The sequence below is a fragment of the Parasphingorhabdus sp. genome, from assembly GCF_036963805.1.
In the GTDB taxonomy this organism is placed as follows: domain Bacteria; phylum Pseudomonadota; class Alphaproteobacteria; order Sphingomonadales; family Sphingomonadaceae; genus Parasphingorhabdus.
This window is the reverse complement of record NZ_JBALUN010000003.1, coordinates 143,128-158,486: the sequence shown is the minus strand read 5'-3', so window position 1 is coordinate 158,486 and position 15,359 is coordinate 143,128. Positions and strand designations below refer to the sequence as shown.

The following is a 15,359-nucleotide window of genomic DNA, read 5'->3' as shown; positions in this document are numbered from 1 at the left end:
AGCACTCGGTCAGCCTTGCTAGCTTCGTCGGATGGCCCTGATCAGATTGGCAATTGTTCGCAAGATCGGAAGGCGATCATACCACCGCAAATTTGCAATATCGCTGCGCGATGCTCGCTGGCCTGCCAATGGCGGGACGGCGAAGTGGGTCGCCACCTCTGGATGGGCGCGCCGGAACCAGACATAGGCAGCATCTATCGGCGGATGAATGCCTTCATAGCGGAGTTGTTCGAGATAGGTGCTGATGGCCTTTGCGCAATCTTTGGAAAAACCCATCATATGGGCACCCATGATATCGCTATTCTGAAGATCATCGGGCTGCGCGGCATTGTGACCGCCATAGAAAATATCACAATTTTCCGGAATTTTATACGCTTCAGCACCCTGAACAAAATCACAATCATCCTCGAGGATTAGGAGCGATTCTCCCTGTTCCGCTGCTTCGAGCAATAGTTGTTTCTGGCTTTCATAGACACCGCGCGCGCCAATCGAGGTAAAAGGCCCCGCGTCACAGGGCCGGATTGCTGCAAAGTAGCTGACTCTGGGGTCATCAGACAACCCCAAACGGGCTAGTTCACGATCCATTTCGCGCCGTCGGTCCGTACGGTTGGATAAATTGATGATTCTGATCCGGTCAAAATTGTCAAAGGAGAGCATATATTGTGTAAACCTGCGAATGAAATCGATGTTTGCGATGCAGCGGGAGTTTCGCCTTGCTCTGCCAATATCGCGGGTAAACCTCAATAAAAAAGCCCTGCGACCGTGGTCCCAGGGCTTTTTGAAATCACGTTATGTAACGTCAGGCGTAAGAAACCGTAGTCGTCACTTTGTTTTTGCGCCGCCGTAGCGATGCACCTGCAAATGCAAAACCAAACAACATCAGCGCCCAAGTCGCCGGCTCAGGCACTGCACCGGCTGAGCCAAACAGGAAACTGAACTGGTTAGCGTAGAGCTGGCTGGAGTCAACTGTGTCGGTAAGAAAACCATTGTGAATGCTGCGTCCACCATTGCCAATTACGATCGCTGCATCGCCATTTTCAAACGTGGCAGCAACGGTGCCGCCTGCAGTAGCCATCAGCCCGGCAGAGAAGGTACCCCAGCCCGGGTTTACGACTGAAAGAGGACTAGCTACTCCGCTTGTAAACTGGGTGAGCGTCAAAACCGTCTGATTATTATTGCCGGTAAACGTGGAATCTAGCGGCGGCGAATCGGCCAGCCAGTTGTTAAAAATAACTCTGCCCCCACCACTGATATAGCTGGCCAAGGCTGCTATGTCACCGGCTGGTGCGCCGGAATTTTGATTAGCATAAAAAACGGCATCAAAATCTGATAGTGTGAAAGATGATAAATCGCCAGCTGTTCTGGTCGCTGTAAAAGCGGACGAGGTAATCGCCTGATCAAAATAATCGGTGCCGAGGTTAAAATCATTCCGATACAAAATATTCTGTGCATTCGCAGGCATTGCGACCGCGATTATAGACGCGAGTAGGGCATATTTAACGCCATTAGCAAATTTCATTATTTTTTCTCCTCGGGATCCTTACAATTGATCACCAGCTCAAGCAGTGGGTGCGACCCCAATTAAGTTAATAATTAGTAAAACATATCAATTGTTTGTGCAAGAGGCCATCTATTCATAGAGTTTTTATGCGAATTTTTGGGCAAGGCTATCTCCCAAGGGCTCAAGAATCCGTCGGAAACTTGAAGGTCTTCCCCAAAGTACGAGGCCGTAGCGATCTTTGGTGTGCCGGTTCCGAACCAGTTTTGTTCCATATTGGCACAATATTAGGGAGAAAATCCTGATTGGGTACAGCCAATTGTTTGTCTCCCACTGGACTCTTGATTAAGAATTCTTTAACTATTGGGCTTAAGGCGCAAGTTTATTTTTGTTGAGCAGCAGAAAAAATACACCGGAGATATGTCCTTAACAGGGGGGGCAAATTGGTTTCACATGCAGGCGCCTGCATCATTGCAAAGGATCGAATATGCGTTCTATTTCATTCACGACAGCGGTGGTCGCTGCTGCATTGGTTTCCGCGCCAGCATTTGCAGCAACGACCGTCGAAACAAGTCCAGGTTTCGTTATTACAAACAATTCGTCAAACAGCTCAACGGTGAACGTTGCTGCAACCGGCAATGTTACAGGCATTAGTGTAACGCTGAGGGGTTTTGTGCACACTTGGGTTGGAGATCTAATCGCCAGTTTGACCCATGGCGGCGTAACAACACAGCTATTTTCTCGGCCAGGCGTTCCGGCATCATTTTTTGGATCTGGCAGTGATCTGGTGGGTACATATAGTTTTAGCGATGGCGGTGGATCATTGTTCCAGACTTTCGCCAATCAGGGAAATAGTGCAGTTGCTCCCGGTTCTTATTCTCCGCTGGAAGCCTTTTCTGCATTTAATGGGTTAAGTGCAAATGGCGATTGGACATTGAGCGTAAGCGATAATGCAGTTGGAGACCAAGGGTTTTTGGGCGCTTTTACCCTGAACGTTAATAGCGTGGGCGCAGTTCCTGAGCCGGCGACTTGGGCGTTGCTGCTGCTCGGTTTTTTCGGGATCGGCGGAATGATCCGAGCTAAGCCGCGGGTTGCGCGGACCACAGTCAGCTATAGCTAACAATTCAATTAGTTAATTTCTGACAATTCGATATTGGCGGCCCGCTCCTGATAATGGGGGTAGGCCGCTTTTTTTGAGCTTTAAAGACCTTGGCCGTCGCCCAAAGCAGCTAATCCGATGTAAAAAGCCTTGCGAGTTGTCGTGCTGGGATGGCGATATCGAATTCGCTTTCCACAATTGCCCGTCCGCGTTCCCCGAGTGTTTCACGTAGGCTTCGATCGGAAAGAAGCCTGAGCAACTGGCTTTCAAGACCGGACCAGTCGGATGGCGTAAACAGCAGCCCGGAATGCCCTTCTTCGATTAACTCAGGAATGCCGGCGACCCTGCTGGCGATCACTGCCTTGTTCATCGCGAGTGCTTCGATTAGTACCACCGGTAGGCCTTCCATCAGGCTGGGCAAGACGAAGATATCGCAACAGCTGATTTCCGTTAACGTCTCAGCCTCTGGCAGTGCTCCGGTGAATCGGACACGGTCGGTCAGCGTAAATGCAGCGACCTTTGCATGGATATCATCCGCTGATGGCCCGTCGCCGACAATCGTCAGGGCAAAGTCTAATCCGTCGGCTGCGAGATGCGCCAGTGTGTCTAGCAGCCCGAAATAACCCTTTTCTGGCGATAATCGTCCCACGCATAACAGATGCACGCTATCGCTTTTATCTTTCCTTAGGTGTTGTGGCTTGATCGGGGGCAAATTCGAGAGATTAATCCCGCAGCGAATAATGTGCATTTTGGGCCAGTGGCTGGTTTCAACTAGCCGCATTGCCTGCGCCCTCATAAAGTAGCTAGCACAAGCAACAAATTCCGCGCGCTCCAGTTTTTTGGGGAGTAACATTCCGGCAGGAAAATCGGTTTCGGAAATTCCGTGAAGGGTTAGGCTCCATGGAAGCTTACCGAAATGCGCGGCGATCATACCTACCGTCGCGCCGCTGTTGGCGAAATGGTTGTGCAGGTGCGTACATTGTGCAGCCATTAAAAGACGAGCCAAGCATATTGCTTCAATGAAATGAAATTGGGACCAGAGAAGCCCACGCGCACCAGGCTGGCGATGCTGCAGGGCTAGCAACCAACTAGATACAAATGGTAGCGGGCGTGTAAAAACGGCCCAAAATAGTGCAAAAAAATAATCCAGCAGTGGCCGGCCGAGCAAACTTTGAACATCTTCGGCGTCACCCTCCGCCGATTGAACTGTGAAAGGAATAATCTCGATCCCTAACTTTCGTAGTGCTGTAATCTCTCTCCGCACGAAAGTGTGTGACGGAGCGAAATAATCGCTGACGAGATATGCGATTCTATTCATTTGTAGAAAATTGCTCCTTGCTTGCGTCCGCGCACGCTACCAATGGCAAAACGCAGTATGCCTAACGTTTCTGCTATCTTACCGAGGAGCAGATGCGAACCTTTCGTGAAACCTTCTCGCACAGCAAGCCTTACAAGCTGTGCTACCCAGATAATGGGAGCGACAATAGTTCCAGCCGGCCCAAAAACTATCGCGGCTAAAAGAGCGACTAAAATCACGCCGAACGTCCAGCCCAAGGCGCTGATTACTTCGCGGCGGTATAATATATCGCGGCCACTAGCTTCGGTTTTTCGCCAGACCTGTGCGTAACCGAACCCGCTTCTGACGGCGCGTCGCCACCATTGGGCGGTGCGGTGCATGTCCGCATCGTGGATGGTCATCGGCGCATCCAGCCGCCATATCCGCCAACCGGCACCTCGCAGCCTCTGACAAAGTTCCGGTTCTTCTCCCGCGATCATGGAAGGATCGTAGCCACCTACCTGTGAAAAAGCCGTGGTGCGCAACATTGCATCGCCACCGCACGCATCAGCTTCTCCAATCGGAGTGTTCCATTCGGCATCGCACATGCGGTTGTAGAAACTCGCACTGGGGAACCTCTCTCTTCTGCGTCCGCAGACGGCAGCTATCGAGCTATCCGCCGATAGGAAATTTTCCGCAGTGGCAAACCATTCGGCTTCAAGTTCACAATCTCCATCGACGAATTGGATGTATTCCGTTTTCGGATGGGATCGCAGCAATTCGTCCGCCCCTTCATTTCGCGCCCGTGCGGCAGTGAAGGGCAGGGCCATATCAAGTTCTACAACACTCGCGCCAACGGACCGGGCGAAAGCGACGCTATCGTCGGTAGATGCGCTGTCCACATACACGGCTGGAATATTGGCAGGTATCGAGCGCAGGCAGCGTTTCAGCCGATCACCTTCATTTCGTCCGATCGCGACGAGACCGATGATATGGCGCTGCTCAGCCATGCGACACCCCGGCCAGTGCAATCCATTCGCCGATCCCTCCGGTCAAACCGGTCAGCATGGTGAGTTCACGAAAGACCAAGACCAGAAGGCAGAAGGCCAGTGTCGCGATAATATCCTGTCGGGTGAAGCCAATGCCAATTCTGCGTGTTTGCCACACTAGTACTGCATAGCGCGACGCTTCGGCAAATATGAACACCGCCAGTGCGGCATTGATTCCATATTGTGTCAAGACGAAGGGCAGTGTGACAGCAAGGATAGCTAGCTTTGCGCCATTGCTGAAAGCCACTCCAGATGGTTTTCCGACACCCATCATCATCGCATCAGCCATTGCACCCAGAATGGAAAACCATGTGCCGATTAATAACACTGGCAGGAAAAATCCGGCAGCGCGATATCGGTGATCATAAATAAGGTAAATAAATTGATCTGCGAGCGCGATGCCCATTGCCAGACTGGTGGCAATGACTAGCAATGCGCCGAGACGCATGGGTCCAATTGTGCTGCGCAAATCGGCGCCGCGTTGCGTGGACGCCGATATTTTCGGGAAGATAAGCAAATTGCCTAGACGCTGAAACAACTGCATGATCACGTCCGAAAAGGTGCGAGCAATTCCGTAAACGCCCAATAATGCAATCGGGATTGCATCCGCGAAATAGAGTCGATCAAAATTCATCGCGAGAAAATATATCAGCGAAGCGGCAAATATCCATTTCCCAAAATGAATAATCGCCTTGGCGGCGGACGCGTCCCATTGTAGCCGGTGGCTTCGCCAATCGATCAGAAAAAAACTGGCGGCTGTTGAGATCGCCGTGCTGATGAGCAATCCCCATATCAACGCCCAGATTGTTGGCGAATATAGCGCTAGAGCTATTTGTATTAGGGTGCCAACGACTGCGAGACCCAGATCAAACAATGCAAGCTTACGGACTTCGACGCGCTTTTGCAGGAGAAACCGGGAGGGTGAAGTGAATCCCGTGAGTATGAAAATTGGTGCCACGATAGGTAGTAAGACTCTTAGAGAAGCACTCTCATAAACTTGCGAGATGGGAATGGTGAGCGCAAGTGCCAATATACACAGCACCAGCCCGCGAACAATCTGGATAGTCCAAGCGGTATTGTAAAAAGAAGGTTCGTTGCCGCGGGGATTATTGACGATGCTTTGCCCAACGCCAACGTCGGTCAGCAACTCTCCGCCCGTCCGCAACGTGTTGATTAGCAGCATCGTACCAAGTAGTTCCGGTGCCAACAGCCATGCTAGAACGATGCTAGTGCCGAGCCGCAGAGCTTGTTGAGAAATATATGCACCGGTGACCCATCCGGTAGCGCCGAATAGTGCTGATTTTGATTTCAGATAATGACGCATACCGCTGACCGGAACGTCAGTCTTTGGCGAAGGACCGTTCATATGGTGGCCATTTAACCTTTTCCGCTCAAGCCCAAGCTATGAGACAGATTTCCTCTAAAGTCTTCCGTTAGCAAGGCTGTAGAAAACTTTGTCACCGGTTTTTTTGACATTTATTGATCCAAATATTGGTAATTAATCGATAAGAGCAAGATAGTCATTGAAACGACAATCCTGTGACGAATTGACTTCTACCAGCGAAGTCATGAACAATTTTTTATCGACCCCGTAAATCTTGTAACCAATACCGTGAAGAATGGAACCAATGGCCCCTTGGGGAGATGCCAATTGCAACTGATCTTCGAAGAGGATTGCTCTGGGCTTCAGACGAGCCAATTCGTCCCTCAAGCCAGTGAAAATAGCTTGTTCATGACCCTCTACATCAATTTTGACTATGTCCAGCTTAACTACTGAGCGCAAGAATTTACCCGCAGCAATAGCAGAAACTACGATCTCTCCGTCATCACTGATGCGCGAAGCTCCCCTGTTTGCTTTATCAATATGAAAACGTAGTTCACCAGACTCGTCCGATAGCGCTACTTGATGGGTGACCACCCGATCACCAAATTGCTCCATGTTTGTCTGCAGAAGTTCGACAATCCCGGGTTGCGGTTCAACACAAATGGCCTGACTACGTTTGACTTTGGCAAGGAAGCAGGCAGTCACGTAGCCTATATTTGCACCAATATCGAGAAGTACATCGCCATCGCGAGCATGATCGAGCAACAGTTGAACAATTGAGCGGTCGAACTTTCCCGAAAGCAGGATATGTCTTCCGATCAGATCATCTGTCAAAACGTGCATCGAAAAGCCATCGCTGGTCTTTGCCGACTGTTCGCTAGATCCGAGGTCGATATTCTGCGCCCATTTATCCAGTATTCTCCCGGAACCATTAGCAAACGGCCAGTTTCTGGCAAAGAACGGGATTAGTGACATTGCTTTTTGAGGCCCCACGTAAAATATTCAACTTATGGGCCATAGGTGAACAGTTCTATTGAAGCCACTGACAATTTGAAATCATATGATAATGAGATAACGGTAGACTGGAGAACAAATGATCAAATTGTATATTACGGAACCGGGATCGACTGCGAACAGGACAAGGCCCCGGACCCTCCATTCGATTCAGGTTCTCAGGGCGCTGGCGGCCATGCTGGTGGTGCTATTTCATGGCCAACTGGCTTTTTCCACGCGTATCGTTGACCCCGGTTTTGTCAGCGAATCCTATCTCTTTGCTTTCGGAGCAGTCGGTGTACATATTTTCTTCGTTATCAGTGGCTTTATCATGGTTTTTACAAGCCGTTTTGATGGTGGCTTCAATGCGAAAGGCTTCATGCGTCGACGTCTGCTGAGGATTTATCCGATCTACTGGATTTGTGCCGCATTGTATCTGTGTGTTCACGCGCTGTTCGGTATTTCTTATGACATCTCACTTGGTAAGGTAGTGGGCGCATTGCTGCTTTTACCCGGCGATGCGGCTGCCATTATCGGTCCGGCTTGGACGCTCGCATTCGAAATGTTTTTTTATCTTTGCTTTGCCGTGACCATGCTTGCAGGCTTGAACCGGGGACTGACCATGCTGGCTGCATTTTTTCTAATCAGCATAATTTTGGGTACTCTATTGCCCATCGACAATCCTGTCTGGAATCTGATTACGAACTCTTTGCTGCTCGAATTTATTGCCGGTGCGATTATCGGCTGGTTGTTGGCAAGGAATCTATTACCTAAAAAGGGTGGTTTCGCTTTGATCCTGATTTCTATGATCATATTTATTGGCGGTATCATCTGTGGGTATGACAAACTACCGAGTATAATAATGTGGGGTGCGCCGAGTACTATGCTCGTTGCAGGGGCGGTGATCGCCGAATCCGGTCGAATGGCACCCATTTGGATCAGGCGGATCGGTCATTTCGGAGATAGTAGCTACGCTCTCTATCTTGTCCATATTCTTGTCATTACGGTCGTGGTCCAACTGGCTCTGCCATTTCCCGCCATGGGCAAAATCGAACCCGCATTGGCGGCCATTATAATCGCTATGCTAGCGCTTGTTATTGCCGAATTGCTTCATCACCGGCTCGAAAAACCATTACTGCGGAAATTAAACCCTAAGCGCCCGTTGTCTCCCGTTCGAGACGCGGAGGCTTCTCGCTAGCTTGCTTTGATTCAGAACGCTGGCGGATAAGCATCATCGCACGATGGGCTTTTTCACGTTTGGCCAAGCGAATAACACCTGCAATAATACCCAGAGATATCGCGAATAAATATTGTGCGTGATACAGCAAGAAGACCCATTCATAAAACCCATGTGCTGCCGTTACTGCTATTGCAACTACCGCACCCAACACAAGGTCTCCGCGTGGATCACGGCGGTGGGCAAAGCTAAATGCCAGACCGCGCATTATTGCCCAACCGATCAGACTTGCCAGCGTGATTAGTCCGAACCAGCCGGTTTCCGCGGCTGTTAGCAAATACATATTATGCACCTTGGCCGAGCGGCTGGCATAATTCCATATCACGCCCGCGCGTTCGGAATAGCCACCTGAATTAGCAGTGACGACATATTGGTTGGCGCCGACCCCCATTGGATGGTCTGCCCACATCGCCTTGGCTGCCCGTTCGAAAGCCTCTCGTTCGCCATCTGGTCCGGTATCTATGGGCTGGTCACCGAATCTCCGGTCAAGGGTGCTGATGGTAAGTGGCGCAATGACTGCGAGAGACACAACCGCCAGCCCGACCATTTTCCATTTATGCGCGGTCATGCGCTTTGCCATCGACAGTACGAAGAGGCCAACCAGACCCATTGCAGCAAAACCGACTGCGCCGCGTGAGGCACCCAGAGCTACAGCAATGAGTGAAGCCAGAACACCGAGGATGATGATCTTGCTTTTCTCTCCTGCGAGCGAGAGCGCCAAAAGGGGGAAGGTAACAAAGTGCAACATTAGTCCGAGTAAATTCTGATGTCCCATTGTCCCTGATGCCTGTAACGCGCCTGACAAGCGTTGGTCAACAGTAGCGATACCCTGAACAATCGCGCCGACCGCAAGCCCCCAGGCTAACCAGCGGATTGCCTTTGGGTCACTCATAATAGATGCGACTGCTACGAAAACGAGAAGTACTCGCGCGATCTGAAATACATAAAAGCTTGAGCTCATCGGTAAATTGGAGAACGCTATAGAAAGGGTCACGGCGAACAGATAGGCCAAAAACAACCCCAGAAACGGGAGCCCTCGCCAAGGAGTGCGGCTGGTTAAAATGATAGCCAGCGCCAATGTGTCGATCAGAGTGATGACGATGCCTTTGGCATAGCCTGTCCAAGCGGGCCAATTTATCAGCGAGGCATCAAGGTTTATCCAACTGATAGTAAAGGGCAATGCGCCTATCGCGAAATAGGCCCATTTCCTATGAGCGGGATAGGTTCTCAACCATCCGATTAAGACCGGGATAGAGAGAAAAATCAAAACGATTCCGACATAACGCATGATGGATCAAATCTCTTTTGCGCTGGGTTTCGCATGGCCAAAAACCAGAAAATATAATCTTCTGCCAAGCCAGAACATTGCTGAAACGAAAGTTAGGCTAGGGATGGCAATCGCCAGTATCGTCGGTGATCCATAAGCTTCCAATATTGCTTTTAACTGAAACACTAGACCATGTCCGATAAATATCGGAAATGCAATCATGCCGCAAATGATCATTAATTTTAGAATTTCTGGTCGATTCTGGGATGCCGCTATATAAACGGCACCCGCATAAAGGAGGAGTGACAATCCCGCAAATGCCCCGATTGCAACCATACCTCCGGCGTTGTTAGTCCAGCCACCAGGGAGAACCGCGACTGCGGTAAAACCAAATATGCCCAATCCCAAGCCAAGTTTCGCTGCATCTCCGCAGATCTTCTTCCAATCGTTGATGCGCTGTAACCATATTGCAGCAGCAAGTCCGAGAAATACTGCGCCTAGCAGGCGGGGATAGGCATAGGGTGCAACTAGCATGTGCCAGCCAAGGCTGACCCAACCAGTCCATTCATTGACCGGCCATAAATATAAAAAGAAGAAATAGCAGGCATAAGCAAATATGGCCATCAACAGGCTGTTAAGAATATGATGTTTCGTGCAGGCGACGATACGCAGCCAGAACAGCGACGTAGGCACCATAAGCGCGTAAAAAAGCAGCACTTCATAGAAGAGCCGTTCGGGCCAGATCGGGCCGAAGTCTGTTCCGGACGTCAGCAAACTCCATGCACTAGTGAGCGCGATAAGAAGAACACCTGCAAAAATCAGCAGAGTATTCTTGCGAATACGCTTATGCAGAATTCTCCTACCCGTGTCGATTTGACCAAAGAAAAAAAAACCGAGACCCATGCCGTAGACCATCGCAAAGCCCGGAGTCCCAATTCTGAGGAGCGGCCCAAGGAAGGACCAGATTGCAGTACCGGCGCTCCCCATTCGATCTATGAGGAACGGTCCCCAATGGGAAATGACAATCAAGAGGGCAAACAAGCCCCGCAATGCGTTCAATGCATCGGCACGGATTGCTCTGGTGTTGCTACGTATAATTGGCGCGGCTTCGTTTTCCAGGGCACGGGCGATTTGTGCGACGGTTTCACCAGCAAACATCCGCTGTAGAATTTCGGGTGGAAAACCTACTTGTTCCGCCTTTATCATAACCGATACTGCAGAGAGCGAATCCCCACCAAGGTCATGAAAGCTGTCGTTCGGGCCGACCTTCGCGAGACCCAAAGCATCCTGCCATATCATAGCGATTTCGGCCTCTTTTGGACTGACCATAACTAAGTCCGGTGCAATAATGTCCGGTTCATCCGGCTGGAGCTTTTTCGCTACAATCATACTGGCGAGAGCTTTTCGGCGGAGCTTTCCGGTTTCAGTGCGGGGAAAATCATCTAGTTCTGCTATGACGATATCTGCAGGGCGAAGGGCTAGCTGTCCGGCAAGTTTCTCTACAGCCGAACGGATCGTTTCAATACTGGAGCAGATATAAGCGACTCCGATCTTATTCCCGCGTAGATCATCATCGAGAACGCAGGCCGCGACCTGCGCACTTTCTGGTATGAGTTCGGATATTTGCTTCTCAAAATGCTCCGCCGAAACCTTTATCCCGCTAATATTGGCAACGTCATCTGCACGCCCGAGAAAATATAGAGATCCGTCACGAATTTCGCCAAGATCGTTGGTACGCAGCCATCCGTCGACTTGGACAACCGGTTCTAAAGCTTTGCCTGTAATTGTCCCGCTAGCGACATGAGGGCCCTTGATCTCTATCCTTTTATCGGACGCGATACGCACAGCTCCGTGGTCGCCAATATACTGACCGATGCTGCCAAGTTCATCATCGGTTGCTTTATCGATGCGCAGGAAGGTTGATCGCGACGCTTCGGTTAAGCCATAATGTTGTAGGATAAGAGCATTCGGGAAAAGCTCGCGAACTTTCTTTTTTTCGTTAACAGACATATGCTGACTCCCAATTTCGAGCCAGCGTAGTTTCGCTCCTGCCGAACCAATCAGTTCCGGGTTTGTGATCATCAAACGCAGCATTGTGGGCACAGCGGACAATGCATTGATTGTCCCTTCGCGCAGCATATTACGGATTTCATCGGGACGGAAATCATCATCGGGAAGGTAAGATTTCCCTCCAACTGCGGCAACAGCACGTAAACGGCCGAGCCCGAAACTGTACGTAACTGGCACTGCAATATATTCACGGATGGAACTGTCCATTTCCATCGTCTCAATCAGTCGGCTCACTGTATTACTGATTGCTCGTCGCGAAATAGCGATGGCTTTGGGCGCTCCGGTAGTTCCTGATGTACTGGAAATCTGGGCAATTTCGTCTGAATTATCAGGCTCGAACCGGCCATCATACCATCCCCCGCCAGGCGCCAGCTTACAGCGCGCTCCGACCGGTAATTTTACCGCAGAATTCTCTCCGATCAGCAAAACCTTATGTTCACGCCAAGCCCGATCGGCACATTTCGCAAATGCAATTCCGCTTAGTTTTTCAACGCTAAGAAGTGATGCAGAGTCCATAAGATCAGAATTAACTCCGTTTTCCATTGGAATGCTCATCAGCCACCTATCTTAGATATGCGAGTTAGAGAAGAAGTGGCTATAGAACGCGACAAACGGTGCGACAGACGTATGAAGGGGCGTTCGATTAGATACATTGACAGTAGGGCCACAACAGGTAGTAGCAAAAGCGTTACAGCAGGACCAATGGCTTCACGGCCAAGAAATAGTTGCTGCCACAAATACAGGCTGTAGGATATCGCACCGATCCATTGTACCGGCCGAGCAACGAGGAACGGGCGAACCCAGCTCAAGCCATAAGACCCGAAAATCAGGATGAGCACGAGTAGCGGCATAATCAGCCCCGAGAGCCAATTACCCAAAATAAATGGCCCAAGGACTGCCAAAATACCAGCAAAAATCCAGAGAAAAGTGCCGCATCGATCCGTCAGAAATTCACGCCAATTGGGCCATAGTGCGATACATACACCACCAGTGATGCAGGCGAACGACAGAGCATTACTATGAAATGTCCAACCCAATACCGCATAGGTAGAGATAAGGCTGATCAGTCCGATCACAGAAAAGTGCGATCTTATTCGCTTTGTAGTGAACAGGAAAATGACAGGCCATGCGAGATAGAATTGTTCTTCCACGGCTAGAGTCCACGTGTGACCTGTATACCATTCACATTCCAACAAATTACATGTGAAAAGGGCCCGTGGAAGCTCGTTCACAGGCGATGCGATAACACCGCTCTTGGACAATAAGAAAACAACGATCAGATATGCTAGCAGCGGCGGAAGGATGCGAAAGGTACGGCGTAAGTAGAAGGCCTGCAGGCTAATCTGTCCCCTCCGTTTCTCTTCGCGCAGCAAAAGATTTGTAATAATATATCCACTGATCGTAAAGAATACATAAACGCCAAGGTTGGCCAGAGGGCCGGATAGCCTCCGTATCTGATGACCAAAAATGCCCCATGACTCAAACTGGTCGGCGAACCGATATGCTATGGCATGTCCAAAAATAACCAAGCCGACCGCATAAGCCCGGAAGCCATCAAGCAAGGCGTCCCTTGGTTCCGGATTACGTTCAATCAATTTCGCTGCATCATTTCCTATGTTCTCGGTCTCCATCTCTTAGAAGGCGTTCTTGTGGATAACCACGGGTAGGGTCTTGATTAGGATCATGGTATCAAGGCCTATCGACCAGTTAGATAGATATTCAAGGTCGCAGCGCAGTCGCTTTTCCAGATCTTCTTTCTGATCCGTTGATCCGCGAAACCCGCGTATCTGGGCAAGGCCGGTAATGCCTGGCTTCAGCGCATGGCGGAGCCAATAATGGTTGGACACTCGCCAGAACAGTGCATCCCCTGCAAGTGAACCCAATGCATGTGGTCGTGGACCTACCATGCTCATTTCGCCGCGCAATACATTGAAGAGTTGCGGCAACTCATCAATGCTAGTGCGACGAATAAGACGCCCCACACGAGTGACGCGGTCATCCTCGCGTCCCGTAGACCGGTTTCCTTTGGCATCACTGTTTTCTATACGCATGGAGCGGAATTTGAATATCCGGAATTGTCGGTTTCCTTGGCCCACTCGCATTTGCCGGAATAAGATAGGCCCTGGGCTATCCATCTTGATGGCAAAAGCAACTATCACTAGCAACGGTGAAAGAACGATCAGTGCGAACAAGGCGACAACAAGGTCTAGTGCGCGCTTTTGAAGGCGGTTGAACAGATTCAAAGGTCCGTGGGAAATTATGATGGTATCGTGGTCTGCATATTCACCAATCCCGACTGCTCCGTGCAGTAGGTCCCGGTCAAGCAGAATCTCTCCGCCTATGTCGTGTCCTTTGAGGAAAGTGGACCAAGCTGCCCGGTGTTCAAACCTGCACGCTATGATGACCCGGTCATAGGTGGCGATAACCCGCGAAAGCGCGTCTATCATCTCGGGGTGATCTAGATCGGGCCACAATCCGGCTTCTCCGGCGTCAAAAACGTCGATCCCAATTTCTGGGGCAGCCTCAAGTCCATCGATGAGCAAAATCGTCGCAATCGCTATGCCATTCATGGTCTTTTTGAAAATCCAGTCGACAATGAATTTGGAGATCACGACAAGCACTGCCGTAGCCGCGAAAGTAACGACAAACCCTAACCGGGAAACTTCGCCTGCTCCGAATAGAAACGTCAGCCCGATCACAACCAACACGCTGGCTATCAATGCACCGAGTGACCGCTGGATACCGAGTAGGCGATTTTCAAGCGTTTCAACCGACTGGGCTCCGCGCGCTATCTCGAACATTATGAAAATTGGTAAAGCCACAACAATCAATGCCTGATTACCTGACTCCAGCCATTGGGGATCACGAACAAGCAGTGCGAACGCATATCCGCCAAACATTGAGAGAATGTCTAGCAGCAGTGAGAAAGCATAGAGAAAAGTCCGCTTATCTCGCGCAGGATATACGGCCACATGTTGATCATGCGCACTGCTATCTAATCTGGATGAGGTGGTTTCGAGAATATTCATTTCCGTCCGAATTAATTATTTTTCAACTACTTCATGATCTATAACTATCTGCATGATCACATGACAGTGCTATTTTTTTATGCTGATTGGGAAAGCATATATAAATCTATAAGATAGAGGGGTTTAACGTTATCTATAATGTTACCCAACGGAAACTCGCCGCATTTACCGGAACCGTGTTTTACGGAAAATGCTCCATTATTCTTGTCTCCATCCATGGCGGGGTTTAATAATTGTAAACGGAATCCTCATTGCATTGTTCGAACCAGATTTCCCCAATCGATTGAGTGAAAAGCTACACTTGACCCGCCATTATTGTTGAATGTTACAGTAGAGCGGTGACTCAAATTCGGCGCAGTATTTTTCACGATCTGCTCTCATCGAGACATTAAGCGCGAGGAAGCTCTTTGATCACAAAGTGCATCGGCTGATGGAATTGTTGGGACCTGGTTGCATTCATCAAACTTCGCTGTTGCATTTGTCTGCGGATGTATCCGCGAGCTAACAAGGCCCGAAC

12 protein-coding genes are annotated in these 15,359 nt (G+C 49.9%); 2 read left to right on the top strand and 10 right to left on the bottom strand.

Features of this window, described 5'->3' with window-relative positions; genetic code table 11:
* Positions 1–18: 18 nt before the first annotated feature.
* Entirely contained in the window at positions 19–657 is a 639-nt protein-coding gene (locus V7676_RS10685; protein ID WP_335659695.1) for a hypothetical protein, read from the bottom strand.
* A 142-nt stretch (positions 658–799) separates the two neighbouring features.
* A complete protein-coding gene (locus V7676_RS10680; RefSeq protein WP_335659694.1) occupies positions 800–1,519 on the bottom strand; it encodes a PEPxxWA-CTERM sorting domain-containing protein in 720 nt (239 codons plus the stop codon).
* Between the two features lie 466 nt (positions 1,520–1,985).
* Here V7676_RS10680 and V7676_RS10675 point away from each other — a divergent pair, with 466 nt between their 5' ends.
* Positions 1,986–2,618 (top strand): PEPxxWA-CTERM sorting domain-containing protein, encoded by a 633-nt coding sequence (locus V7676_RS10675; protein WP_335659693.1) that lies wholly within the window; start codon positions 1,986–1,988, stop codon positions 2,616–2,618.
* 109 nt (positions 2,619–2,727) lie between these two features.
* Here V7676_RS10675 and V7676_RS10670 read toward each other — a convergent pair whose 3' ends face one another.
* The 4 genes from V7676_RS10670 to V7676_RS10655 form a co-directional block, all read right to left on the bottom strand.
* The gene (locus V7676_RS10670) at positions 2,728–3,915 is read right to left on the bottom strand and encodes a glycosyltransferase family 4 protein (protein ID WP_335659692.1); all 1,188 of its coding nucleotides are present in this window, start codon (positions 3,913–3,915) and stop codon (positions 2,728–2,730) included.
* A complete protein-coding gene (locus V7676_RS10665) occupies positions 3,912–4,883 on the bottom strand; it encodes a glycosyltransferase (RefSeq protein WP_335659691.1) in 972 nt (323 codons plus the stop codon). The genes V7676_RS10670 and V7676_RS10665 overlap by 4 nt, the downstream gene beginning before the upstream one ends.
* Positions 4,876–6,288, bottom strand: coding sequence for an oligosaccharide flippase family protein (locus V7676_RS10660; protein ID WP_335659690.1), 1,413 nt, complete (start codon positions 6,286–6,288; stop codon positions 4,876–4,878). The genes V7676_RS10665 and V7676_RS10660 overlap by 8 nt, the downstream gene beginning before the upstream one ends.
* A gap of 132 nt (positions 6,289–6,420) precedes the next feature.
* A complete protein-coding gene (locus tag V7676_RS10655; RefSeq protein WP_335659689.1) occupies positions 6,421–7,221 on the bottom strand; it encodes an FkbM family methyltransferase in 801 nt (266 codons plus the stop codon).
* Positions 7,222–7,339: 118 nt separating this feature from the next.
* On the opposite strand from V7676_RS10655, the gene V7676_RS10650 reads away from it, so the two are divergent.
* Complete coding sequence (locus tag V7676_RS10650) at positions 7,340–8,437, top strand: acyltransferase family protein (protein ID WP_335659688.1); 1,098 nt, start codon at positions 7,340–7,342, stop codon at positions 8,435–8,437.
* Here V7676_RS10650 and V7676_RS10645 read toward each other — a convergent pair.
* The 4 genes from V7676_RS10645 to V7676_RS10630 are packed head-to-tail and all read right to left on the bottom strand — an operon-like array spanning position 8,391 to position 14,842.
* On the bottom strand, positions 8,391–9,764 hold the full coding sequence (locus V7676_RS10645) for an O-antigen ligase family protein (RefSeq protein WP_335659687.1): 1,374 nt from the start codon (positions 9,762–9,764) through the stop codon (positions 8,391–8,393). The two genes, V7676_RS10650 and V7676_RS10645, sit on opposite strands and share 47 nt — an antisense overlap.
* A gap of 6 nt (positions 9,765–9,770) precedes the next feature.
* A complete protein-coding gene (locus V7676_RS10640) occupies positions 9,771–12,329 on the bottom strand; it encodes an AMP-binding protein (RefSeq protein ID WP_335659686.1) in 2,559 nt (852 codons plus the stop codon).
* A 38-nt stretch (positions 12,330–12,367) separates the two neighbouring features.
* Complete coding sequence (locus V7676_RS10635) at positions 12,368–13,444, bottom strand: acyltransferase family protein (RefSeq protein ID WP_335659685.1); 1,077 nt, start codon at positions 13,442–13,444, stop codon at positions 12,368–12,370.
* 3 nt (positions 13,445–13,447) lie between these two features.
* Positions 13,448–14,842, bottom strand: coding sequence for an exopolysaccharide biosynthesis polyprenyl glycosylphosphotransferase (locus V7676_RS10630; protein WP_335659684.1), 1,395 nt, complete (start codon positions 14,840–14,842; stop codon positions 13,448–13,450).
* Positions 14,843–15,359 lie beyond the last annotated feature (517 nt).

Excerpts from the sequence above, each read along its gene's own strand:
- V7676_RS10685 (WP_335659695.1), bottom strand. The coding sequence starts at position 657 with ATGCTCTCCTTTGACAATTTTGACCGGATCAGAATCATCAATTTATCC.
- V7676_RS10680 (WP_335659694.1), bottom strand. The coding sequence starts at position 1,519 with ATGAAATTTGCTAATGGCGTTAAATATGCCCTACTCGCGTCTATAATC.
- V7676_RS10675 (WP_335659693.1), top strand. The coding sequence starts at position 1,986 with ATGCGTTCTATTTCATTCACGACAGCGGTGGTCGCTGCTGCATTGGTT.
- V7676_RS10670 (WP_335659692.1), bottom strand. The coding sequence starts at position 3,915 with ATGAATAGAATCGCATATCTCGTCAGCGATTATTTCGCTCCGTCACAC.
- V7676_RS10665 (WP_335659691.1), bottom strand. The coding sequence starts at position 4,883 with ATGGCTGAGCAGCGCCATATCATCGGTCTCGTCGCGATCGGACGAAAT.
- V7676_RS10660 (WP_335659690.1), bottom strand. The coding sequence starts at position 6,288 with ATGAACGGTCCTTCGCCAAAGACTGACGTTCCGGTCAGCGGTATGCGT.
- V7676_RS10655 (WP_335659689.1), bottom strand. The coding sequence starts at position 7,221 with ATGTCACTAATCCCGTTCTTTGCCAGAAACTGGCCGTTTGCTAATGGT.
- V7676_RS10650 (WP_335659688.1), top strand. The coding sequence starts at position 7,340 with ATGATCAAATTGTATATTACGGAACCGGGATCGACTGCGAACAGGACA.
- V7676_RS10645 (WP_335659687.1), bottom strand. The coding sequence starts at position 9,764 with ATGCGTTATGTCGGAATCGTTTTGATTTTTCTCTCTATCCCGGTCTTA.
- V7676_RS10640 (WP_335659686.1), bottom strand. The coding sequence starts at position 12,329 with ATGGACTCTGCATCACTTCTTAGCGTTGAAAAACTAAGCGGAATTGCA.
- V7676_RS10635 (WP_335659685.1), bottom strand. The coding sequence starts at position 13,444 with ATGGAGACCGAGAACATAGGAAATGATGCAGCGAAATTGATTGAACGT.
- V7676_RS10630 (WP_335659684.1), bottom strand. The coding sequence starts at position 14,842 with ATGAATATTCTCGAAACCACCTCATCCAGATTAGATAGCAGTGCGCAT.